Here is a 22,933-nt window from a genome sequence, read left to right as displayed (position 1 = left end):
GGTATCACTGCCCCGGTATAGGTACTGACAGCGGCGCGCACCAATTGCAAGGTGCGGGTCTGGCCCGCATTGTCAAAGGTGGCGCTGCGTGCCTGCACGGTGCGCAGCACCCAGCCACCGTCCACCATCTCATTGAGTCGAACGCGGCGGCTCTTGCCACCGATGTGCAAAATGACAGCGCCCGTTTGTCCGTTCTCTGCCACGCCCAGCAGCCTGGCATCGGCCAGGGTATCGACAGGCGCCGGTAGTGTGGGAGGAGGAGGCGGTGGTGGTGGCGGCGGCGGGCGCCGCGTGAGCGAAAACAGCGGACGCTCCAACCAAGACATAAAGCGTGCAGTGTCTACCCGGGTGCGTTCGGGCAATACGGGCAGCATCTGTAGGTAATCGCTGGTGATGGGCTTTGGTGCCTGCCAGCGCACGTTGCGCACGCTGCCATCGCGATGCAACCATAGTGCAGCCAGCACCAACACCAGCACTACATTGAGCGCCACCAGCAAAGTCAGTGCATTGCGCTTCATGGCTGCACCCTCAGCACCGAAAAGCCAAACTGCACCGCCAGGGTCTGCACGCCTTTGACGGGCGCTCCGTAGCCTTGCACCACCATGGTGTCGATCAGGATGGCTGGCTTTTGCTCGGCCAGTCCGGCCAGGGCAGTTTGCAGCGCCAGCATTTCACCCTCGGCACGCACCGACAGGGGAATGCGCTCAAAGCCTTTTTCTTCTTTCGGCGGCAGCACCTGGCTGCTGGCAATCGAAAGACCAGCGCTGGTCAAAATACTGCGCACGCGCTGCTGTACGTCATTGCCAGTCTGGTTGGCGTCCTGGTCTTGCGGGTAGATGTACTGGGCCAGTTGGGCCTGGGCGCGCTCACGGGCCTGCGCCAAGCGCTCGCTGCCCGCCTCCATGCCCAGCAGACGGGCGTAACGCGGCTCCAGCTCGCTGAGGCGGTTTTGCGCCCACTGGTGCTTTTGGTACACATAAACGGTGACGCCCGCCAGGGGCAGTGCCAGTGCGGCCAAGGTAATGGCCAGTGCAGCGGTTTCTCGACGGAGGTACTGTTTCATGGCGCTGCCTTGGCAGGTGTGACGGGCTCAGGGCCAGACGAGAACGGGCTTTTTCGTGCTGGAGCACCAGTGCCTGTGGTTGCTGCCGGGGACAGTTTGGCCGGGGACGCAGCCGGGCCAGGCGTGGCCGGTACAGACGCCGGTGTTGCGGCAGGCACAGATGCACCGGGTTCAGGCACGGGTGGCTCGGCAGCGGGGGGCACTTCAGGAGCGGAACCACTGCCTGACTCGGGTGCGGTAGCCTGCGGCACCGGCACAGGGCCCGCAGCAGACAGCACAGCAGGATCCAGCTGAAACTCAATCAAAAAACTCTCCGCTGTGGCGCCAGGGCTGCGCGTAGCGGCCGACGGGGCGCGCACCTCTTTGAGGCCCGCCGTGGTGCCCAGCAACTGCATGAGCGCCGCCGCATTGGTGGTCAGCCCGTTGATAGTGACTTTCATACCCTGCACCTGGATCGATTGCAGCGAGGTATCGTCGGGCAGGGTTTGGGTCAGTAGCTCCAGCAGGGCGATGGTGTCGGCGCGCTCCAGCAACAGGGCGCGCACGCCTTCCATGCGCTCAATGCTGCGCACCAGCACTTCACGCTGTGCCATCAGGGGCGCAGTGCGGTGATGGGCTTCGGTGTAGGCGTTAACGGCTTCAATGGCACGCAAACGCAACTGTGCCGTGGGTGTAATCGCCAACGCGGCCACGATGGCGCCAGCGCTGAGCAGCAAAGCGTAACCCATGCGGCGGCGCTGGGCGCCGTAGTGCGCACGGTGCGCCTCGCCCCAACCCGACAGCACGATGGGCTGGCCCGTGGGGGCAAAGGCCCAGACTTCCGGCGCGGTATCGCTGGCAGCAGCACTGAGGCGGTGTTGTTGTGTCTCTATCCATTGCGCAATTTGCTTGCGCGAGGCAAACACCGCATCCACCTGCAATCCACCCTGCACCAAAGACTGGGCGCTGTAACCCCAAACGAGATCTGCCGGTGCAAACGGGCTGGCGCTTTGCACATCCAGCGCCACGGCCTGTGCCACTTGCGCGGTGGCCATCACGGGAACCGCCATGCGCCGACGCAGCAGCTTGTCGTCGGGCAGTTCAATGGCTTCAAAACGCGCAGCGGGGGCCTTGTCTGCCGGAGCTGGGCGCTGTCCCAGCCACACCGCGTCGCTGCCGTCGGCGTGCAGCACACGCACAGGGGCATCGGGGGTCAGCCAAGCCAGTGCGGGCCACTGGTGCATGTCTTGCCAGGGACGGCGCAGCTCAAGCCACAGTGCGCGCAAGTCCAGCCCAAAAAAGCGCGAAGAAGGTGTTGTTGGAGACATGTTCTAGGTTCAGACACCCTTGGCGGGCGGGGCTTGCATCCAGTGTTCTGCATGAAAAATACGCCAAGGCAAACCCAGGCGGAAATCGGGCCGCAGATCAACGCTGTGCTCCACCACCACCTGGCCGCTGTCCGCCAGCGCCACGCGGGCTTGCAAGCGGTATCGCGGGGAAGATGCGTTGTCCAGAAATTCGCCGTTGAGGACGGTGCTATCGAGATCGGCGGGGTTTTTATCGCGTGCTGCTGCCAGGGCGGTGGCGCGTACAGCATCGCCCCCAGCCAGAACGCGCAGAACCCCTTCGGGGGCCGCTTGGGGATTAACCCGGCCACTGCCTTGGGCCTGCGCAGTGACAAGGCGCGAAAGTCTAGCATAGAGGTCATACCCAACCCCTGGCACGCGCAGCAGGTCTTGCTCGGCCTCAAAACCCACCTCCCTGCCACGCGCGTCGCGCTCGCTGCGCACCTGCACAGTGGCCTCGGCCAGCGTCTGGGCGCTCTTGGCATCTATGCCACCGGCCACGCCGTAGAGGCTGGCCAACAAGGCCACAGGGGCGCGGTTGATGTCGATCAGCCCGGTCATGGGCATGACTTCGACGACCATAGGCTGGCCCTGGTAACTCACTTCCACCTTGGTGAGGTGTGCTGGGCGGTTACCGCTCGCTGCCATGTCTTGCAACACCAGCATGATGGCGGCCTCGCCCAGAGCGGCCGCCTCGGTGCTTTGGCGCGCCACACTGACCAGGCGCACTTCGCTGCGCACCGAATGCACTACGCCAGTAACGATGACCGACAGGGCCGACACAATCCACAGCACCGCAATCAGTGCAATGCCGCGCTGCGGGCCGGATCCGACAAAACACGGCCACTTCATTCCGGCCCCGCAGAAAAACGACCACTACCGCGCTCACTGGCGGGCAGGCTGCGCATGGGCAGTACCCACAGGGGCCAGGGCCCGGCGCTGGTTTGCAGATCAATGCGCACGCGCTCGGGCAAGCTGTCGGTACGCGTCCAGACGGGCACCCAAGCGGGTGCACTCTGGCGCGCGTCTTCGTAAGACAGCGCCAAAGACACTGCGTCTCTGACCAAAATCCGGCTATCGGCCTGGCTCCAGTCGGGAAAGTCGGCCCTGTCCGTCCACGGCATGAAGCGAATCACCAGCGCAGGCCCGTCCTGTAGTGGCTCCAGCGCCAACCGGAAAAACGTGCGCCCCCCGGCGCCTTGGCGGGCTGGCATGATTCCCACCCAGGCCACGGCATCGGCAGCGCCCGCAAACAAGTACGGGCTGGCGCCTTCCTTGGGCACTACAGCGATTCTTCTGGCCGACACGCGGCCCAGCACGGTGTGCAAAAAACCAGTGGCCACGCGCAACTCGTCGGCACGGGCCAGGCGGGCATCCACGCGTTCTTCCGTCTGCGCCATGGTACGCAAGGCAGATGCCATCCCGAGCATCAACATGGACAGCAACGCCATAGTGACCAACAGCTCCACCAGGGTAAAGCCGGTCTGGTGGGTGGATGGATGTGCGCTCATGGCGTCCCTCCAGCCACTGGCGCACGTTGAGGGCGCAGGGTGTGCAGTTCGACGCGGCGCTCCAAAGCACCTTCGCTCCAGCCCACCACCATGTGCAAGGCGTGCAGCAAAGGCGCGCCTGGGTTGCTCTGGCTGACAGGTGTGGCATAAGGCTGGCTGCGCACCGCCCAGGTAAAACCTGCCGATTGGCCAGACTCGTTCCAACCCTCGGCGGGTACGGCATCGCGAGCGGCCAGCAAAGACTCGGCCAGCAGCACCGCACGCTGGTAACTCTGAATTTCTCCGACCTGGCGGGCGCTGCTCCCCGTGGCTTTGTACAGCATGCCCAAAGCAATCGCCATGATGGCAAAGGCCACCAGCAGCTCCAGCAGTGACAGGCCACGCTGGTGCCCAAACGGATGGCCAATCCTCATGGCAGCAGCGCTTCCTGGGTTACATGGCCAGACAGCCAATCCACCCGCAGACGGGTACCGGCGCCGGAGGGCCGCAGAATTTCCACACTGCCGCCAGTGGCACCGCCATCGGGCAAAAAACGGATGGAAGCTGCACCCTGGCTGCTCAGTTCGCTGCCCGCCACCGTGGCGCGCACTTGCAGCGGTTCGGGAATATCGCGCACGGGCTGGCCGTCAGTGTGGTAACGGCGTTGATCGAGGTTGACGGTGAAGGCGATGTCGGTGCGCCCAACCAGCGCCCGCTGGCGCGCCGAGCGCATATCGGCCAGCATGCCGCGCAGCACGTCACGGTACTGAGCGGATTCGCGCATGCGTTCAAAAGCCACCGGCACCAACCCGATCAACAGCGCAAAAATGGCAAACACCACCAACAGCTCGACCAGCGTAAAGCCGCGCGCACGCCGCATGGTGGCAATACCGCAGTCCGGGGAGATCAGGGGGTGTTGCGTATATCGGCGTTTTCGCCATCGCCGCCCGCAGCACTATCCGCACCGAGGGAGAGGATTTCGATACCGCCGTTGGGGCCGGGGTTGGCGTACTTGTAGGGCTTGCCCCAAGGGTCTGATGGCACGCCACCTTTGAGGTAAGGGCCGGTCCAGCCGTTCACGCTACCGGGACGTTTGACGAGTGCTTCCAGCCCCTCTTCTGTGGTGGGATAGCGGCCCACGTCCAGCTTGAACAGCTCCAGCGATTTGTCCAGATCGGCAATCTGCACGCTGGCAGTTTTGGATTTGGCGCCACCCAGTTGGTTCAGTACGCGCGGGCCGACCAGCCCAGCAAGCAGCGTCAAGATGGCCAGCACCACCAGCAATTCGATGAGCGTAAAGCCCCGTGCAGACTGGCGACGGGGCAATGCGCCAGAGGCGCGGCAGGCACGAAAACTCACCATGGGAGAGGGTTCCTTGGGCAAACAAAAATTATACGGCGAGGTCATTGATGGACAGTATCCCGAGCAGGATGGACACAATGATGGCGGCAATCAAGACGCCCAACACCAGAATGAGCACGGGCTCCACCAACGTCAGAAGGCGTTTGATGCCGGTTTCCACTTCTCGGTTCAATATATTCGCCAGTTCCAGCATCATCGGGCCGATGCGGCCGGTTTCTTCACCCACGCGGATGAGGTTGATGGCCAGCGGCTCAAAAATGCCTGTGGCAGACAGCGCCTGCACCACCCGCCCACCTTCCTTGACGATGGGCGAGACCCGCGCCAACGCCTGCTGTAACACGGTATTGCCCACGGTTTCAGTGGCAATGTGCAGCGCTGTCAGCATGGGGACGCCATTGCCCAGCAGCGTCCCCAAAGAGCGAGAAAACAGCGTGAGCTGGTACTTGAGCGCCAACGGCCCCATCAGCGGCAGGCGCAATACCAACGATTGCCACCACTGGCGCCCGGCAGGTGACTTGAACCAGCGCGCCAGCAACATGCCCACACCGATGAGCGCAGCCCCGATGAACAAACCATAGCTGGTAAACGCCTGTCCCAGCCCCATTACCAGGCGCGTGGGCATGGGCAGCGCGTCGCCCATATCGGTGAACAGCTTTTCAAACTGCGGCACCACAAAGCCCAGCATGGCGATGAGCGAGAGCACAGCCACTCCCAACAGGATGGCCGGGTAGATGGTGGCCGAAATCACACTGTCGCGCAGGGTGCGCTGGCGCTCCATGTGCTCAACCAGGCGATCGAGCACGGCAGACATCTGCCCGCTGGCCTCGCCCGAGCGCACCATGTTGATATAGAAGTCGCCAAACAGCTCCCGGTGCTGCGCCAGCGCCCGGCTCAGGGGCGTGCCGCCCTTGACGGCATCCAGAATGCCCTGCATCAGCTCCGCCACACTGGGCTTGTGGCTCATGTCGATGAGCACGCGCAACGCGTTGTCCAGCGCCAGCCCGGCGCGCAGCATGATGGCCAGCTCCGACGTGATGGCCAATACGTCGGGTGCCGTCACCGGCCCCTTGGCTTGGCGCACCTTGGGCTGCGCAAAAGTGCCCGCCGCCCCCGCACTGGCCACAGCACTTGCCGCAGCCGTGGCAGCGTCGTCAATGCCCAACGGCGTCAGGCCCTGTTCACGCAGCTGCTTGAGCACCGCCCCCGCACTGGCCGCTGTGAGCCGGCCTTCTTCCACCTTGCCTGTAGCGGTGGCGGCACGCCAGACAAACTCAGGCATCGGACTGGTCCTGGGTCACGCGGGCCAACTCATCGAGCGTGGTGACGCCAGCGGCCACTTTGCGCAGGCCATCTTCGTGCAAGCTGAGCATGCCGGCCTGCGCCGCGATGGCGTTGAGGGTGTTGGCATCGCGCCCCTCGATGATGGCGCGGCGCATGGGCTCGTCCAGCGCCAGCAGCTCATGGATGCCAGTGCGGCCCCGGTAGCCCGACTGGCGGCAGTGCTCGCAGCCCACGGCGCGGTACACCAGTTGATCTGTGGGACAAAAGCGCGACAGGCCGGTGCTCTGGCGCACGGCGGCACCGGGCTCATAGGCCTCTTTGCAGTGGCCGCACAGGGTGCGTACCAAACGCTGGGCCAGCACGCCGTTCACCGCCGAAGTGATGAGGTAGCGCTCCACGCCCATGTCCTGCATGCGGATCACGGCGCCCGCAGCGGTGTTGGTGTGCAAAGTCGATAGCACCAGGTGCCCGGTCAGCGCGGACTGCACGGCGATTTGCGCCGTCTCGCCATCGCGCATTTCACCGATCATGATGATGTCCGGATCCTGGCGCAGGATGGAGCGCAGCGCGTTGGCAAAGGTCAGGTTGATTTGCGCATGCACCTGAATCTGGTTGATGCCTTCGAGCTGGTATTCCACCGGGTCTTCGACGGTGATGATTTTTTGCGCCGTGGCGTCAATCTTGGCCAGCGCAGCGTAAAGCGTGGTGGTCTTGCCCGAGCCCGTGGGGCCGGTCACCAGCAAAATGCCGTGCGGACGCGCCAGCAGGGCATTGAAGCGTGCCAGCGTGTCTTTTTCAAAACCCATTTTTTCGAGCTCGAGGCGCACGCTGGCCCGGTCAAGCACGCGCATGACCACACTTTCACCATGCACCGTGGGCACGGTAGAGACGCGCAAATCCAGCTCCCGCCCCTTGACGCGGGTTTTGATGCGCCCGTCCTGTGGCAGGCGCCGCTCGGCAATGTCCAGGTGTGCCAGCAACTTGACGCGCGAATTGACCGCTGCCGACAGGCGCGGTGGCACCAATTCTCCGGGGTGGATCACACCATCGACGCGGTAGCGCACGTGCAGGCCGTCATCGAAGGGTTCAAGGTGGATGTCAGAGGCACGCAGGTCAATCACCCGACCAATGATGGTGTTGACCAGGCGGATAACGGGTGCCTCGCTGGCCAAATCTTTCAAGTGCTCGACAAAATCACCGCCATCGGCGCCGTCGCCAAAGCCGTCATCGCTGTCTTCGGGGGCCTCCTCTACTGGCTCAGCCAAGGCTTTTTCAATGTCACTCTCCAGCGCCAGATGCGGCCGGATGGCATAGCCGGTGGCCAGGTGCAGGGCTTTGACCACAAACGCATCCTGCGGCACCGCCATGGCCACATCGAGCTGACCATCTTGCAGGCGCAGCGGATAGACGGCATTGGCGTGCAGAAACTCGGGCAGCAGGCCTTCCACTTCGGGCATGAGGTCGGGAAAACCATCGGCGGGCACCAGGGCAATGCCCAGCTGTGCCGACAGGGCCTGGGCCACATCGGCATCGGACACCAGCCCCAAGCGCACCAGCACACGCCCCAGCATGCTGCCCATTTCCTGCTGTGCAGACAGTGCGCGTTCCAGGTCGCGTGCGCTGAGTTTGCCAGCCTGCACCAGCAAATCGCCAATGCGCGGGCGCGGCGCGCTGGCGTCGCCCAGCGGCGCGGTGGTGAGCGAAAGTGTGTTGGTTGTCATGGAAGATGGGGCAATGCAGATAGGCACCGCACGGCGGCCAGGGCCTGCGGGCAATGGCAGTGAGTGTAGCCGGGGTGTGCCCGCCAGCGTTCCAGGTGGGTATGCTGCGGGCCGCGCACTCCACTGCGCTGTGACGGCCCGATCAGCCCCCCTGACAGCACAGCGCACCGACCATTCCAGCGCCCAAATTACTATATTTTTAATAGCTACTTGCGCTTACCCCACAAGGGATAGAAGCAACTTTTACCTGTAATTTACGTGAACCATCCCCTTGCCATGACCCGGCGCCCCGCCCGCCACACGCCCACCACCATTGCCACCGCTGTGGCCGCCTGCGCAGCGCTGGCCGCTGGCGCGGGTGGACTGGCACTGCTGGCAAAGCACCACAACACGCCCCCAAAGCACACCGGGCCCATGCTGCTGGCGCCCATGTTCGGCACCTTCGATACCTGCATTGCCACCCCGACTGCCACCCCCAGCGCGGGCGTGGGCAACGCTGCGACAGCCCGCACACAAGATGGTGCCCGCACGTTGGCCGAGACCTGCACCGGCCCGAATGGCTCGGCGGCAGCGCTGGTCGAATCTACGCTGTCGGCACTACAACCGCCTGAGCGGGCGCAGGGGCCCTATCCGCTGGGCTACACGCTGGCGGTGCCGCTGCTGCAACTCTTTCGTGCCACCGAGCAAGGCTGGGCGCTGGACACCGAACGCATCCAGCGCCTGGCACGCACCGTGCGCGATACCCAGCGCCCGCTGATTCTGTATCTATTCTCCACGCACTTTGCGACCGACGCCCCCCTGGAAAAAGCCCTGGCCACCGACCCCGCCAACCTGGCGCAGACCCGCGACGGCCCTATGCCCACCAGCCAGTACTACGGCGCGCCTCTGTATAACTGGACACTAGCCCGCACCGACACACCCTTGAGCGCCTACCGCGTGCAGGCCACGCAAGCGCTGCTCACAGAGATGTGCCGCCTGCCAGCCCAGGACATCGCCAAAATCCGTGGCGTGACCCTGCTGGGCGAGCTGCACCACCTGTTTCCCGACTTTGAAAGCGGCATGGGCTTTGGCGGCAGCTACCGCGTGACGGATTACAGCCCGGCATCGGTGGCGGGATTTCAGCAGTTTTTGCGCCAGGAATTCCAACACATTGATCGCCTGAACCGCAGACTGGGCGCCAACTACGCCACGTTTGCCGAGGTGCAGCCGCCATCGCGCGACATCCGCACCGAGCCACTGCAGCGCTACACCGAGCACATCGACTCGTTCGCCCACGGCAGCCTGCCCATTGCAGGCTGGGCCTTTGCGCCCCGCCCGGCGGGCGCGCCACCGGCGTGGGTGCATGTGTACCGCAACGGCACGTTCATTGGCAAAACGCCCGTGAACAAGGGCCGGCAGGACGTGCTGCAAGCCAAACCGGAGCTGGGTGACGCCAACACCGGTTGGCGGCTGGACATGGATTTCAAGCGGCTGCCCGTGGGGCTGCACCGCATCGACGTATTTCTGGAAGCCCGCACTGGGCGCCTGCAAGCCCTGGGCACACGCCACATTACCATCATGGACGGCCGACAACGTCCTCCTGCACCGCAGGCGCAACAAGCCCTGCCCGCCAGCGCACCACCAGATACGGCCCTGCAAGCCCACATCGACTGGCCGACCGAACAATCGTCCTACTACTACAACCCGCTGGCACCGCTGTGGCACAGCTTTCGGGGGCAGCAGGTGGTGGACTATTTACAGTTTTTCCAGGGTGTGGTGAAACAGTCGTGCCTGGCGGGTACACCGCATTACACGCACCAGATCATTCCGTTTACCAACCCTGGATGGGATGCACAAAAATTTGCCATCGAAAAATCATTGAAACCCACAAAAAATATACGCATTGGCGTCAGTCTTTATGGCGACTCAACATATGGGGAATACTTTTCACAATGGCTTTTACAAAAAACACACCGAAACTATGGGATCACAGAATTTCACCCACTCAAGGCAATTGACACATCAAGCATGATAAACATACTTTCTCGCCATAAAAACCAAGGCGCTGAATTCATCTCATTCTTCATGGAACCGCGCTGGAATGGCCAACTTATTGAACGGAAACACAATATATTTTCATTTGACACGGAAAATAAAAATTTCGGATCAGATGCCCTATATGAATCGATGCACCAAATCATGAAAGCACATCAACAATAACGCTAAATCCAGTCAACCGATCCGACAATTTGCACGGACTTCACGAATCTCAAAATCTTTCTGGCGAAGATCCGGATTGATTTTAAATTCACCTCGAAATCCAACACCACTCTCCAAGCGCAAATTAAATATCTGGCGCCCATTTTTATTAATAAAAATTTTTTGACTGGCTACATTTTTTTCAGAAAATGAATTCTTATTCATCGGAATGTAGGAAATATTAATACCATCGCCGGAGTCTGCACGAAAAATCATATCAATAGAAAAATCTAATATCAAGCACTTTCCGAAAGCTTGTTTTTCACTCAAATCAAAGTGAATTTCCGGATTACTTCCAACCACTCGAAAAAACCCAGGACTCACCACAACCAAATCATTTAGCTTCAATTCACCCAAGTCAACACCAAACCGACGCATCAATGGCGACCCACTCAAACCTTCAACATCTGAAAGAACAGGAAAATTTCGTACAAAAGAAGCCCCACTCTTCCAAGCATAGACATAAGCAGGCATTGCATCAGGTGCCATGTCTGAAAATTGAGGTGGCAGCAATCCAGGGCAACGAATTTCCCCTCCTCGCTGTAAAGCCTCATGTAAACACAAAGTAGCCGAATTGCGAGAAGCAGCGATTTCCTTATGGCTATTCATATGTGAAAACGCCCCTCCTTTGCACATCAAAAATATAAAAACAGCAATCAGTACAACACCGATCCACTGAATTTTAAAACGCCAAATCCATTTCTTTTCACGCATCAATACAATAATCACAGCCACTAACCATGGCCAAAGTATAGTAGCCCAGAAGAAATGAAACCGCGTAAATCCATGTGCAAAAATTTCCAATGGCGCAACCATTCCCGGCAATCGGAAATTAGTTCGCCCTGCGGCAATCAATGACATATATATGAAAATTGCCGACAACAATGCAACGTAAACCATCACAACTTGTCTGCTTCGAAAGTTATCCTGTTTCGCCAGAACATATTTAAGCGCAAGAAATGCAATGAAAATCGCAAGAATACATACAAAAATAACGGCAATCAAAGAAATGACACCCCCGCTCTGAGAAAGCAACAAAGAGCGCGCCATCTTTCCAAGATAAAAAAACCAAAAATCCGCTTCATAAGGGTATGCCAATGGGATACCGACATTTTGGCCGCGCTTGCTTAATACAGCAAACCACACCTGGATCACCATACCAATAGCACCAGCCAAAAGAAACCATGCCGCATTAAACATCAAGCGCCGGAGATATTCACCTGAAAAAAAATACTTTCCCAACACAAAGATCACAAAAGCAACAGAAAAAACACCAAAAGCACCAGATATATAACTAAAAGCAGCGAGAAGACCAAAACCAAAAACAATCAATCCATGCCATGCTTTTTTTTCTTCACCACCAAGCATGATCAATATCGCACTCAAAATGAATAACAACGGCAACGCTTGATGGTATGCCATGTTCTCCAACCCCCAATAAGAGCCGGGTTGCAGCATGAGCAATGTAAAAATAAAACAACTGGCTGCCGAAATTTTGCTGCCAAGCGTAAACAGAAGCAATCGCCACTGCAAAACCAATATCCCCCCCAAAACCACCATCATAGAAAGCAATTGGTAGGCAATACTATTACCATTCAAATAGCGTTGAGCCAGCGCATCCAATGCGAAACCTATTGGAACCAATGTATCGTTAACGGGGCGAAAAAGATAATTTAAACCAAGCGAGTGTATATTACCTTCAGTATACCCCCGCCAATCATCAAACCATGGCATATCTATGCCATACCGCAACCAAGCCAATGCACCAAGAGCAAGACTCACCAAAGGAGTGAGAATTAATATTAATATAATTAATTTTTTTGCGAAATTATTCATAGACTCGATTTCATTTAAGCTCTCTTTGATTTATTTATCAACAGATAAATAACAAAGAATGACAAGAGAAATAATAACCCAAAGAAGTAATCTTCAATGCTCATCCAAGGCCCTTGTCGAGAAAAATAGAAATTTGATTCGCGAACAAAAATATAAACCACATGAGAAAATACAGCAAACACTACTCCAAGAGTAGCCACTTTAAGAGAAATTCCATTCAGCGCAACAAAAACTGCCATCGGCGGCAAAAAATATAACCATTGCCTACTTTCTGAACCAATAAAAAGAATTGGAAAGCATATTGCAATTAAAACAAAAACAGGATAGGAACGAGAGTCTTTCAGAGAAATTTTTGAGCGTATGCCAGCAATGAAAGCAACAAAAAACAAAGGCCCATAGTAAGTAAAATGAGCAATTGCAGGCTTTCCTGGTGCCGATACGCTCTGGAGATACAAATACTCCACCAATGGCGGCCCAACAAACCCTTCTCTCCAATCAAAAAAAGACCAAATAAAAATAGCAGAACCAAATAAAGTTAGCATTCCGATCAAGATTGATTTCCAGTCAGACAAATACATGCGATTTTTCTCGCCAATAATTCGAACCCAAAAAACAATCACACACAATATCTCTGCGCATAAAAATATCAGCGACACCCCTTTCATTTCTGGCCACCCTCTTGGCATACCTATAGGATGATTCAGTATCTGTCGATTCGTTAAATTTACAATAGGCCAGAGACAAAAGACAGCAAAAACAATCAAGGCAAGCCATAAAATCCAACGCCACTGAAATTCGACTTGGTATTTTCTGAACGGAAGACACAGAAGCACTAATGGAACTATGAATAATCCAGGCATTATCCAAGCGGATATAAAAAGAATACTGCCTAGCAGTATCCGACGACCGACAGCCCATGCCCATAGACTCGCAGTTGATATCGCCAGCGCAGCGTGATCTGACAACAAGGGGTAATACACTGGCATAACCAGCCACGCCCAACTGAAGAACATAGAACTCACGACCAACAAAGCCATGCGTGGTTTTTCTGTCAACCTAATCAAAAGATCTGACAAGATCGTCACGACAGCAGATAAGGTCACCGCATTAAAAGTCGCTTGAAAACGCACAATACTACTTGCGTCTTCAACGCTAAATATTGCGGCATAGAAAACAGCAGGCGTAAATCCGACAATACGAATAAGGCGATAGGGATCACCCTGAACGCTCTCGCCACGGGACAGCCTGAGAATGTAATCCAAATAAATGGAACCATCAAATCCAACGCCGTCCCCCACCCCAAAAGGAATGAACCCAACGAACTTCCACACGCCAAAATAGCAGCTCAGGCAAAAAAGAAATATTACCCCACTTCTCAGGTAGCATCTTTCTATTATTACGTGCGCAATCGTCGATTCATCTTTCACGAAATACCCGCGCACTCAATAAATAGATCATGGGCAGGGAGAGTGCCGTAGAAAATAAAGGCGCCCAAACGGCAGGCGCCTTTAAAATCTGCACCCAAACGCTGATGAATAGCAAACCGATAAGGTACTGGCAGACGTAGATGCCAATAACCCATAAAAAACCCATATTACTACCACTTCGCCTGAAGACGTAATACCTCGATAGCACATACGCCAAGGCAATACCGACTCCATAAGCCAGCGTATAGCTGATACGGTAAGGCAGCACATGCAACAATGTGGCATACACACCCCAAGTCAGCAAGGTATTGCAACCACCTGAAACGAGGAATCGAGTAATTTGGCGCAATGTTGCAACCAACATCTCATTCGATAGCGGTGGCATCTTTCACCAAGTTCAGAAATTCATCATAATCTCGAATGTAATCACTCGGTTCATAACACTCTGAAGCAAATACTAACAGCACGGCATCAGGTGAATATCGATACTGAATACCCCAAGTCATAGGTGGTAACAGTAACCCAAACGATGGCTTATCCAGCACAAATTCTTGACGGCAACGGCCATCGTCAGCGACCACATGGACACTACCTTTGGCAGCGATGAGAAATTGCGCACATTGACGGTGAGCGTGCTCACCACGTATTTCTCGGCTGGGAACGTCATAGACGAGGAAATAGCGTGAGACCTGGAAAGGTATCTGCTTACCGAACTCTCCTACTGACAGGTTTCCACGCATATCCAGCACCTCGCGCAGCTCGTGCAAAGTGACTCCTGTCACAGCGGTGGTATGCACTGCTCCGGCAGAAGCACTAGCGGCGGTAGCAGCAGGTATCTGGCCATGGCGCGCATCGGCGTAACCTACGATCCGGGCTGGGTTCCCTACCACCACAGCATTGGGCGGCACGGAGCGTGTGACCACGGCACCTGCGCCAACCATCGCCCGTGCCCCGACGGTAACCCCGGGCAACAAGGTAGCATTGGCACCGATGGATGCACCGCGCTGTACTGTGGTTACAGCAAAGGTCTGTGGATATCGCTTGCTGCGTGGGAATATGTCGTTGCTAAAGGTGGCATTAGGGCCAATGAAAACGTCGTCCTCAATACGTATCCCGTCCCACAATTGCACACCGCATTTGACGGTGACGCGATCGCCTATAACTACATCGTTCTCGATAAAAACGTGATCACAGATATTGCAGTCTGTGCCGATGCGCGCATGCGGCAACACATGGGCAAAAGCCCAGATGCGCGAACCAGCGCCAACGTGCGCGCTTTCACACAGAGCATGCGTGTGTATAAATGGAGTGGCAGAAGTGGCTGTCATACGGTTTCCTCACTTAGGTTAGCCGATCCACTGAACGACTGTACGTGCAGACTTACCGTGAGAGGTCTGGCCTTAGTGTTTTCATAGGCGCGCCAAGCATAAGAGCCGACAATGCCAAGACTAAGCAAGTTCAACGCGCCAAAGAACACGATCATTACTACGATCATCGAATATCCAGGCACCTGGATCGCACCAGACAGACGTGCAATGACAACCATTAGACCGACCAGTAGCGACCCGAAGATACCAAGCGCTCCGCCCCGTATCAGTAAGCGAATGGGCAGATCAGAAAACGCGAACACGCTGTCCATGAGGTAATTGATCTTTTTGCGTAGCGTCCAGGCAGATTGACCATGCTGGCGAGCTTGCCGCACGTACGACACCTGCTTACGCCGAAAACCAAGCCAAAATATTTGCGCAACCAGCGAACTATGACGCTCCTCAAGCTTGAGCAGTGCGTCACGGAAGATGCGATTGCAGCCGAACATATCCACACCACCCGGCGGCATCTCAGGTACGACATAACGGCGATACATCGCCCAAAAGACCTGTGACGATAGCCTTGTATGCCACGGCTCCATACGCGCAGTACGCACCCCAACCACGACGTCAGCCTCATCAGCCTGTAAGATCGAATTCATTTGCAGCACCAATTCGGGCGGCTCCTGCAAATCAGCAGCCATAACGGCGAAGTAGTCGCCTTGGCCGACCTCCAACCCTGCTCGTATAGCGGGGAAGGCTCCGAAGTTTCGCGCTAATAACACCAGTTGGGAGCGGAAGGCGCAGCCGGGCAAACGCACACTGAGAATTTCGTAGCAACGGTCAGGACTACCGTCAACAACGAACACGACCTCCATCGCGCCTCCCAGTTGGTCGCTCATACTCTGTACGGCATCCAACAGATCGGGCAGTGACTCCTCGTTGCGATAAACGGGAATAACGAGGCTCAACATCGGTTTCATACAAAGAAAGAAACAACTGCGGCAATGACCCGGTCAACAGCCTCGTCGGGCAAGCCCGGGTAGCACGGCAGCGACAGCACGGAAGAAGAGGCGACCTCCGTGACTGCGAGGGGATACGTCTGCTGCGTGCAAGGGTAGCCTTTTTGCCAATGATCCGGAATCGGGTAGTGGATGTCGCTGGCGATACCCAGAGCCTTCAAATGGATCCGCAGCGCATCACGGTACGGTGTGCGAACAACGTAAAGGTGAGCTACGCAGTCTTCACCCACGCAGGGCGGACAGTCCAACGGTAAGGAGTCAAACGCAGCGTTGTAACGCTCAGCGATACGGCGCCGCAGGACATTGTTCTCATCCAGGTGTGGCAGTTTCACGCGCAATATAGCGGCCTGGATTTCGTCAAGGCGGCTGTTGCAGCCGCCAGGCACTTCAACTTGGTACTTTCCTGCCCAGCCATATTGGCGCAATGCACGCATACGACCTTCCAGCACATCACTGGAGGTAACGACTGCGCCGCCATCCCCCAACGCACCAAGATTCTTCGTGGGATAGAAGCTGAAAGCTGCTACATCGCCCCAACTTCCAGCCTTGCGGCCGACGCCATTGACAATTATTTGCGCACCATGGGCCTGCGCACAATCTTCAACCACAGCTACGCCGACAAGCTGACACAGCGCGGCGATCCGTGATATATCTGCCATCTGCCCGTAAAGATGAGTGACGATAACAGCTGCGGGTGAGTGGCTGGACAGTACCTGTTCCAGCGCCACAGGACATAAAGTGAGGGTAGCCTCTTCCACATCTACGTACACAGGAATGGCCCCAATCGCATGGATGGCCGTGCTGGCATAGAAACCCGCATTGGCTGCCGTAACAACGCAATCCCCAGACTTCACACCCAAAGCGCGCAGTGCGAGTTGCAGCGCATCCGTACCATTTGCGACAGAAATGCAATGGCGTGTGCCAATGTAGTGTGCAAATTCAGCCTCAAAGCCCGCAACCTCTTCGCCCAACACATACCAATGTCGATCTAGCACACGATGGATGGCCTTGGCAATGTGCGGATCCGCATTCACTGCGGCGGCCGAAAAGAGAGGAATTAGCGCAGTCATGGCGGTGGCCTTGTCAGACATATCAACCGTGTCATGGGAACATCTCTGCAACCGCAAACGCCACACCCACAGCATCCTTGGCCGACAAGCGCGGCTCACCCGCAAACTGCCAGTCAATCGCCAGGGCGGGATCGTTCCAGGCAATGCAGCGCTCATGCTGGGGAGCGTAGTAATCGGTGGTTTTGTACAGAAACTCGGCGGTGTCGCTGAGCACCACAAAGCCGTGCGCAAAACCCGGCGGCACCCAGAGCTGGCGGTGGTTGTCGGCGCTCAGTTCGGCGCCCACCCATTGGCCAAACGTGGGCGAGCTTTTGCGGATGTCCACGGCCACGTCAAATACAGCGCCCTGCACCACGCGCACCAGCTTGCCTTGTGCTTGCTGGATTTGGTAATGCAGGCCACGCAACACGCCCTGGCTGGAGCGGCTGTGGTTGTCTTGCACAAACTGGTGATCGGTGCCGGTGGTTTCGTTGAAAGCGCGCTGATTGAAGCTCTCGTAAAAAAATCCGCGCGCATCGCCAAACACTTTGGGTTCGATGAGCACAACGTCCGGGATGGCGAGGCGGGTAGCTTGCATGGGCAACTCAATAAATCTTTTCTTGCAGAACGCGCACGAGGTACTGGCCGTAACCGTTTTTCAGCAGCGGCTGCGCCAAGCGCTCCAGTTGCGCGGCGTCAATCCACTGGTGGCGCCAGGCGATTTCTTCGGGGCAGGCAATTTTCAGGCCCTGGCGGTTTTCCAGCGTGGCGATGAACTGGCCGGCTTCAAGCAGGCTCTCATGGGTTCCGGTGTCCAGCCAGGCGTAGCCCCGGCCCATGATTTCAACGTTGAGCTGGCCTTGTTCCAGGTACAGGCGGTTCAGGTCGGTGATTTCCAGCTCGCCGCGCGCCGATGGCTGGAGGTTTTTGGCCAGCTCGACCACTTGGGCGTCATAAAAATACAGCCCGGTGACGGCGTAGCTGGACTTGGGCGTGCAGGGCTTTTCTTCCAGCGACAGCACTTTGCCCGCTGCATCGAACTCGGCCACGCCGTAGCGCTCAGGGTCGTGCACATGGTAGGCAAAGACGCTGGCGCCTTCGCGGCGCTGCATGGCGCTGGCCAGCAAGTCCTGGAAGTCGTGGCCATAGAAGATGTTGTCGCCCAGCACCAGCGCGCTGGGGCTGCCTGCCAGAAACTCCTCGCCAATGATGAACGCCTGCGCCAGGCCATCGGGGCTGGGCTGCACGGCGTATTGCAGGCGTATGCCCCACTGGCTGCCGTCGCCCAGCAGCTGCTCAAAGCGCGGCGTGTCCTGCGGCGTGCTGATGATGAGGATGTCGCGGATGCCCGCCAGCATCAACGTGCTGAGGGGGTAATAAATCATCGGTTTGTCGTACACCGGCAGCAATTGCTTGCTGATGGCCAGCGTGGCCGGGTGCAACCGGGTGCCCGAGCCCCCAGCCAGGATGATGCCTTTGCGTTGTGCGGTCATAGAGCGTCCAAATTATTCAAAATTGATAGCTGCAAGCGCTTACCCAGTAAGGGCTAGCGCCTGTTTTATGCAAGATCACAAAATCTCGTACAGCATGCGCGCCACGCCCTGCTGCCAGTGCGGCAAGGTCAGGCCAAAAGTGGTTTGCAGCTTGCTGGTGTTCAGGCGCGAGTTGTGCGGACGCACCGCAGGCGTGGGAAAAGCGCTGGTGGGCACAGGCGCCACTTCATTAGCTACTATTTTGATAGCTGGCTGCGCTTTCTGGGCCTGGTCTAGAACGTATTTTGCATACAAATTCCAGTTGGTTTCGCCGCCAGCGACCAGGTGGTACAGACCCGCATCCTGGGGGCGCTGCTGCAGGTGGCGGATGGCGTGCGCTGTCACATCAGCGAGCAGGTCGGCGCCGGTGGGCGCGCCCCACTGGTCGTCGATGACCGTGAGGCGTTCGCGTTCTTGCGCCAGGCGCAGCATGGTTTTGGCGAAATTGCCGCCGCGTGCGGCATAGACCCAGCTGGTGCGCAAAATCAGGTGCTGGGCGCCCGATTGCTGGATCAGTTGCTCGCCCTCCAGCTTGGTACGGCCATACACGCTGAGCGGTGCGGGCACATCGGTTTCCACCCAGGGGCGACTGCCGCTGCCGTCAAAGACGTAATCGGTGCTGTAGTGGATGAGCCAGGCCCCCAAACGCGCGGCTTCCTCAGCCAGCACGCCAGGGGTGGTGGCATTGAGCAGCCGGGCCAAGTCAGGCTCGCTCTCGGCCTTATCGACGGCGGTGTGGGCGGCCGCATTGACGATGATGTCGGGCCGCAGGGCGCGCACGGTGTCAGCAATACCGGCGGGGTTGGCAAAGTCGCCGCAGTGCCCGGTGCTGTCGTGGTCCAGCGCGGTGACGTGGCCCAGCACCGACAGGCTGCGCTGCAACTCCCAGCCGACCTGGCCGCCTTTGCCCAAAAGCAGGATATTCATGTGCCTGCCTGCTCGGCGTATTGGGTTTGCACCCAATCGCGGTAAGCGCCGGTTTGCACGTTGGCCACCCAGTCGGCGTTTTCCAGGTACCACTGCACGGTTTTGCGGATGCCGGTGTCAAAAGTCTCTACCGGACGCCAGCCCAGTTCACGCTCGATCTTGCGCGCGTCAATGGCGTAGCGGCGGTCATGACCAGGGCGGTCTTTGACATGGGTGATTTGGACGGCGTAGCTTTGGCCATCGGCGCGCGGGCGCAGTTCATCCAACAGACGGCAGACGGTGTGAACGATGTCGATGTTCGGCTTCTCGTTCCAGCCACCGATGTTGTAGGTCTGGCCCAGGTGGCCTGCGTCCAGCACGCGGCGGATGGCGCTGCAATGGTCTTTGACGTAGAGCCAGTCGCGGATCTGCATACCGTCGCCATACACCGGCAAAGGCTTGCCCGCCAGCGCATTGACGATCATCAGCGGGATGAGTTTTTCCGGAAAATGGTAGGGGCCGTAGTTGTTGCTGCAATTGGTGGTCAGCACCGGCAGGCCGTAGGTGTGGTGCCAGGCGCGCACCAGGTGATCACTGGCGGCCTTGCTGGCCGAATACGGGCTGTTGGGCTCGTACACATGGTCTTCGGTGAAGGCAGGTGCATCGGCGGCCAGCGTGCCATAGACCTCATCGGTGCTGACATGCAACAACCGGAACGCTTCTTTTTTGATAGCTGGAAGCGCTTGCCAGTAGTGCCTTACAGCCTCTAAAAGCTTGAAAGTTCCAACCACGTTGGTCTGGATGAAATCGTCTGGCCCGTGGATGGAGCGATCCACGTGGGACTCGGCCGCAAAGTTGATGACGGCGCGCGGCTGATGCTCAGCCAGCAAGCGCTCGACCAGGGCGGTGTCAGCAATGTCGCCCTGCACAAAAATATGGCGCGCATCGCCTTGCAGGGCCGCCAGATTTTGCAGGTTACCGGCATAGGTCAACTTGTCGAGGTTGACCACGGGTTCATCAGAATGCGCTAGCCAGTCGAGCACAAAATTGGCGCCGATGAAGCCAGCGCCGCCGGTAACAAAAATCATGGGATGAAGCTTTGAAAACTGCCGGATGGCAAAAGCCCGGGATTATCCCATTCTCACCTCGGTGGCTTCAGTGGCCGTTAGAAATGGATGCCGCGCATCATTTGCTGCAACGCCACTGCCTCGGCAGACAGTGGGGGCTTGGCCTCTTTAGCCTCTTTGGCGGGGGCAGTTTCGGAAAACATCCGAAAGCTGGTGTTCATGCCGATCTGCGCCACGCGCGGCAGCAAAGCATGTAGCACCTGACCGACGATGCCCAGGCGGGTAGCAATGCGCGCTGGCTTGAAAATGCAGGCTTGCACCACCATGTCCGCGGCCTCTTGCGGACTCAGCGTGGGCACGTTGTTGTAGATCGGGGTAGGGGCAATCATGGGCGTGCGCACCAGCGGCATATTGATGGTGGTGAACGTGACACCCTGGTCGGCAAACTCGCTGGCAGCGCAGCAAGTCCAGGCATCCAGTGCAGCTTTGCTGGCAACGTAGGCTGAAAAACGCGGCGCATTGGTCAGCACACCAATGGAGCTGATATTGACCACATGGCCTTTGCCTTTGCCCACCATGGCTGGCAGCAACCCGGTGGTGACGCGCAGAGCACCAAAGTAATTGAGCTGCATGGTGCGCTCGTAGTCATGGAAACGGTCATAACTGGACTCAATCGCCCGGCGAATGGAACGCCCCGCGTTGTTGATCAGAAAGTCCACACTGCCGTGCTCGGCCAGCACCTGCTGCACAAAGCGCGTGCAATCTGCGGGATCGGCGATGTCCACAGCATAGGCCACAAAAACATACCCCCTGGCCTGCGCCTGCGCACAAGCCAGGTCAAGTTTTTCTTGGTCGCGCCCGCAAATGAGGGTGGTGGCACCGGCTTCGGCAAACCTGTGCGCGCTGGCCAGGCCAATTCCAGAACTCCCCCCCGTGATCAGAACCACCTTACCCGCCACTGTGCCCTTGAGCGTGTGGTCAATGAACAAATCGGGGTCGAGATGGCGCTCCCAGTAGTCCCATAAACGCCAGGCGTAATCTTTCAGTTGGGGGCATTGCACACCTGTACCTTGCAAAGCGGCCAGGGTTTCGCGGCAATCAAAGCGCGTGGGGTAATTAATGAACATCAGCATGCCATCGGGCAAGCCGAGATCTTTCAGGATGGCATCACGCACACGGCGAACGGGTGCCAACGCCAGCAGGGTTTTCTGCACACTTTGGGGGATGAATCCCAGCAGAGCGGCATTGATAAACAGATTCATGCGCGGCGCATGGGCGGCGCGGCTGAAGATATCGAGGACATCGCCCACGCGGTAGCCCACAGGATCAACCAGGTGGAAACATTTGCCATGAATACCCGGCTGGTGGCTGATCGCACTGAGCGCATCGACAACAAAATCTACCGGAACGATGTTGACCCGGCCCCCCTCCAGTCCTACAGCGGGCATCCATGGCGGTAGCCATTGGCGCATGCGCTGAATCAGCTTGAAGAAATAGTAGGGGCCATCGATCTTGTCCATTTCTCCGGTGGTGCTGTCACCCACCACCATAGCGGGTCGATAGACACTCCAGGGCAACGGGCATTCGCGGCGGACAATCTTTTCGCTGTCATGCTTGGTCTGGAAGTAAGGATGCTCCAGGTTTTGCGCTTCATCGAACATGTCTTCCCGAAACACCCCTTCGTACAAACCTGCGGTAGCAATAGAGGATATTTGGTGAAAATGCCCGGCCCCAATCAGTTGGGCAAGCTGCACTGCGTGGCGGGTTCCCTCCACGTTGACACGCACCTGACTGCTCTCATCAGCGGTCAAATCATAGACAGCCGCCAAATGGTAGACATGGTTTATGCGATCTTTGAGTTTGGCAATGTCAGCGACTGACACACCACACCCTACGTCAGTGATATCACCATACACAGGAACGGTGCGCGCTGCACTGGCTTTCCAGTAGCGGCGCAGGGCAGGAACCTTCTCAGCACTTTCCTGGCGAATGAGGAAATGCACCACAGCCCCTTTGCGCTCTAGGAGCTTCTTGACCAATCGTTTGCCAATAAACCCGGTCGCTCCTGTCACGAAATACTGCATACAGACTCCTCTATGAGACAGAGGGGTATTTTGCAACGTCGCAGAGGGATGTTCACATACAGCCCCCCCCAAAACCGAACCCCCCCGTGACCTGTATGTGAGGTTACGGGGGGGTTTGGAGGCTATTGGTGCCTGACGATGACCTACTTTCACACGGGAACCCGCACTATCATCGGCGCGAAGTCGTTTCACTGTCCTGTTCGGGATGGGAAGGAGTGGTACC

General features: G+C 57.7%; 22 protein-coding genes and 1 rRNA gene. 1 reads left to right on the top strand and 22 read right to left on the bottom strand.

Features of this window, described 5'->3' with window-relative positions; translation table 11 throughout:
- The 10 genes from PHX69_RS06435 to gspE form a co-directional block, all read right to left on the bottom strand.
- Window positions 1-518 (bottom strand): type II secretion system protein N (locus tag PHX69_RS06435; RefSeq protein WP_288042926.1); only part of this gene is annotated, 518 nt, incomplete at its 3' end.
- Window positions 515-1,063 carry a type II secretion system protein GspM gene (gspM, locus tag PHX69_RS06430; protein ID WP_119012714.1) on the bottom strand — a complete coding sequence of 183 codons (549 nt, stop codon included), beginning with the start codon at window positions 1,061-1,063 and terminating at the stop codon, window positions 515-517. The genes PHX69_RS06435 and gspM, both read right to left, overlap by 4 nt.
- Window positions 1,060-2,370, bottom strand: a complete 1,311-nt coding sequence (locus tag PHX69_RS06425; RefSeq protein ID WP_288042924.1) for a PilN domain-containing protein — start codon at window positions 2,368-2,370, stop codon at window positions 1,060-1,062. The genes gspM and PHX69_RS06425 overlap by 4 nt, the downstream gene beginning before the upstream one ends.
- Before the next feature lie 9 nt (window positions 2,371-2,379).
- Window positions 2,380-3,240, bottom strand: coding sequence for a type II secretion system protein GspK (locus PHX69_RS06420; protein ID WP_288042922.1), 861 nt, complete (start codon window positions 3,238-3,240; stop codon window positions 2,380-2,382).
- Window positions 3,237-3,899: a prepilin-type N-terminal cleavage/methylation domain-containing protein gene (locus tag PHX69_RS06415; protein ID WP_288042920.1), complete on the bottom strand. Its 663-nt coding sequence runs from the start codon at window positions 3,897-3,899 to the stop codon at window positions 3,237-3,239. The genes PHX69_RS06420 and PHX69_RS06415 overlap by 4 nt, the downstream gene beginning before the upstream one ends.
- Window positions 3,896-4,312: a type IV pilus modification PilV family protein gene (locus PHX69_RS06410; protein WP_288042918.1), complete on the bottom strand. Its 417-nt coding sequence runs from the start codon at window positions 4,310-4,312 to the stop codon at window positions 3,896-3,898. The genes PHX69_RS06415 and PHX69_RS06410 overlap by 4 nt, the downstream gene beginning before the upstream one ends.
- On the bottom strand, window positions 4,309-4,758 hold the full coding sequence (locus PHX69_RS06405) for a type II secretion system protein (protein ID WP_288042916.1): 450 nt from the start codon (window positions 4,756-4,758) through the stop codon (window positions 4,309-4,311). Before PHX69_RS06405 ends, PHX69_RS06410 begins: the two co-directional genes overlap by 4 nt.
- 26 nt (window positions 4,759-4,784) lie before the next feature.
- Window positions 4,785-5,240: a type II secretion system major pseudopilin GspG gene (gene gspG, locus PHX69_RS06400; protein ID WP_288042914.1), complete on the bottom strand. Its 456-nt coding sequence runs from the start codon at window positions 5,238-5,240 to the stop codon at window positions 4,785-4,787.
- A gap of 28 nt (window positions 5,241-5,268) precedes the next feature.
- Complete coding sequence (locus tag PHX69_RS06395; protein ID WP_288042912.1) at window positions 5,269-6,519, bottom strand: type II secretion system F family protein; 1,251 nt, start codon at window positions 6,517-6,519, stop codon at window positions 5,269-5,271.
- Window positions 6,512-8,242 (bottom strand): type II secretion system ATPase GspE, encoded by a 1,731-nt coding sequence (gene gspE, locus PHX69_RS06390; protein ID WP_288042910.1) that lies wholly within the window; start codon window positions 8,240-8,242, stop codon window positions 6,512-6,514. The genes PHX69_RS06395 and gspE overlap by 8 nt, the downstream gene beginning before the upstream one ends.
- Before the next feature lie 258 nt (window positions 8,243-8,500).
- Here gspE and PHX69_RS06385 point away from each other — a divergent pair, with 258 nt between their 5' ends.
- Window positions 8,501-10,441: a hypothetical protein gene (locus PHX69_RS06385; RefSeq protein ID WP_288042908.1), complete on the top strand. Its 1,941-nt coding sequence runs from the start codon at window positions 8,501-8,503 to the stop codon at window positions 10,439-10,441.
- A 12-nt stretch (window positions 10,442-10,453) separates the two neighbouring features.
- On the opposite strand, the gene PHX69_RS06380 is transcribed toward PHX69_RS06385, so the two are convergent.
- From PHX69_RS06380 to rrf, 12 genes are all read right to left on the bottom strand, one after another.
- Window positions 10,454-12,316, bottom strand: a complete 1,863-nt coding sequence (locus PHX69_RS06380; RefSeq protein WP_288042906.1) for a hypothetical protein — start codon at window positions 12,314-12,316, stop codon at window positions 10,454-10,456.
- 14 nt (window positions 12,317-12,330) lie between these two features.
- Window positions 12,331-13,743, bottom strand: a complete 1,413-nt coding sequence (locus PHX69_RS06375) for a hypothetical protein (RefSeq protein WP_288042905.1) — start codon at window positions 13,741-13,743, stop codon at window positions 12,331-12,333.
- On the bottom strand, window positions 13,733-14,107 hold the full coding sequence (locus tag PHX69_RS06370) for a GtrA family protein (RefSeq protein WP_288042903.1): 375 nt from the start codon (window positions 14,105-14,107) through the stop codon (window positions 13,733-13,735). The genes PHX69_RS06375 and PHX69_RS06370 overlap by 11 nt, the downstream gene beginning before the upstream one ends.
- A gap of 1 nt (window position 14,108) precedes the next feature.
- The gene (locus PHX69_RS06365; RefSeq protein ID WP_288042902.1) at window positions 14,109-15,071 is read right to left on the bottom strand and encodes a WxcM-like domain-containing protein; all 963 of its coding nucleotides are present in this window, start codon (window positions 15,069-15,071) and stop codon (window positions 14,109-14,111) included.
- Window positions 15,068-16,033, bottom strand: a complete 966-nt coding sequence (locus tag PHX69_RS06360; RefSeq protein WP_288042901.1) for a glycosyltransferase family 2 protein — start codon at window positions 16,031-16,033, stop codon at window positions 15,068-15,070. The genes PHX69_RS06365 and PHX69_RS06360 overlap by 4 nt, the downstream gene beginning before the upstream one ends.
- Window positions 16,030-17,163, bottom strand: coding sequence for a DegT/DnrJ/EryC1/StrS family aminotransferase (locus PHX69_RS06355; RefSeq protein ID WP_288042900.1), 1,134 nt, complete (start codon window positions 17,161-17,163; stop codon window positions 16,030-16,032). The genes PHX69_RS06360 and PHX69_RS06355 overlap by 4 nt, the downstream gene beginning before the upstream one ends.
- Window positions 17,164-17,173: 10 nt before the next feature.
- Entirely contained in the window at window positions 17,174-17,719 is a 546-nt protein-coding gene (rfbC, locus tag PHX69_RS06350) for a dTDP-4-dehydrorhamnose 3,5-epimerase (protein WP_288042899.1), read from the bottom strand.
- Between the two features lie 7 nt (window positions 17,720-17,726).
- The gene (rfbA, locus tag PHX69_RS06345; RefSeq protein ID WP_288042898.1) at window positions 17,727-18,614 is read right to left on the bottom strand and encodes a glucose-1-phosphate thymidylyltransferase RfbA; all 888 of its coding nucleotides are present in this window, start codon (window positions 18,612-18,614) and stop codon (window positions 17,727-17,729) included.
- 75 nt (window positions 18,615-18,689) lie between these two features.
- Window positions 18,690-19,580, bottom strand: coding sequence for a dTDP-4-dehydrorhamnose reductase (rfbD, locus tag PHX69_RS06340; RefSeq protein ID WP_288042897.1), 891 nt, complete (start codon window positions 19,578-19,580; stop codon window positions 18,690-18,692).
- Window positions 19,577-20,647 carry a dTDP-glucose 4,6-dehydratase gene (rfbB, locus tag PHX69_RS06335; protein WP_288042895.1) on the bottom strand — a complete coding sequence of 357 codons (1,071 nt, stop codon included), beginning with the start codon at window positions 20,645-20,647 and terminating at the stop codon, window positions 19,577-19,579. The genes rfbD and rfbB overlap by 4 nt, the downstream gene beginning before the upstream one ends.
- Window positions 20,648-20,724: 77 nt before the next feature.
- Entirely contained in the window at window positions 20,725-22,710 is a 1,986-nt protein-coding gene (locus PHX69_RS06330) for an SDR family oxidoreductase (RefSeq protein ID WP_288042928.1), read from the bottom strand.
- 130 nt (window positions 22,711-22,840) lie between these two features.
- Window positions 22,841-22,933 (bottom strand): 5S ribosomal RNA (gene rrf / locus PHX69_RS06325); the annotation flags it as partial.

This window comes from Simplicispira sp. (assembly GCF_028687295.1).
GTDB lineage: Bacteria > Pseudomonadota > Gammaproteobacteria > Burkholderiales > Burkholderiaceae_C > Simplicispira > Simplicispira metamorpha.
The sequence above is the reverse complement of the archived record's forward strand: the minus strand, read 5'-3'. Positions and strand labels throughout refer to the sequence as shown.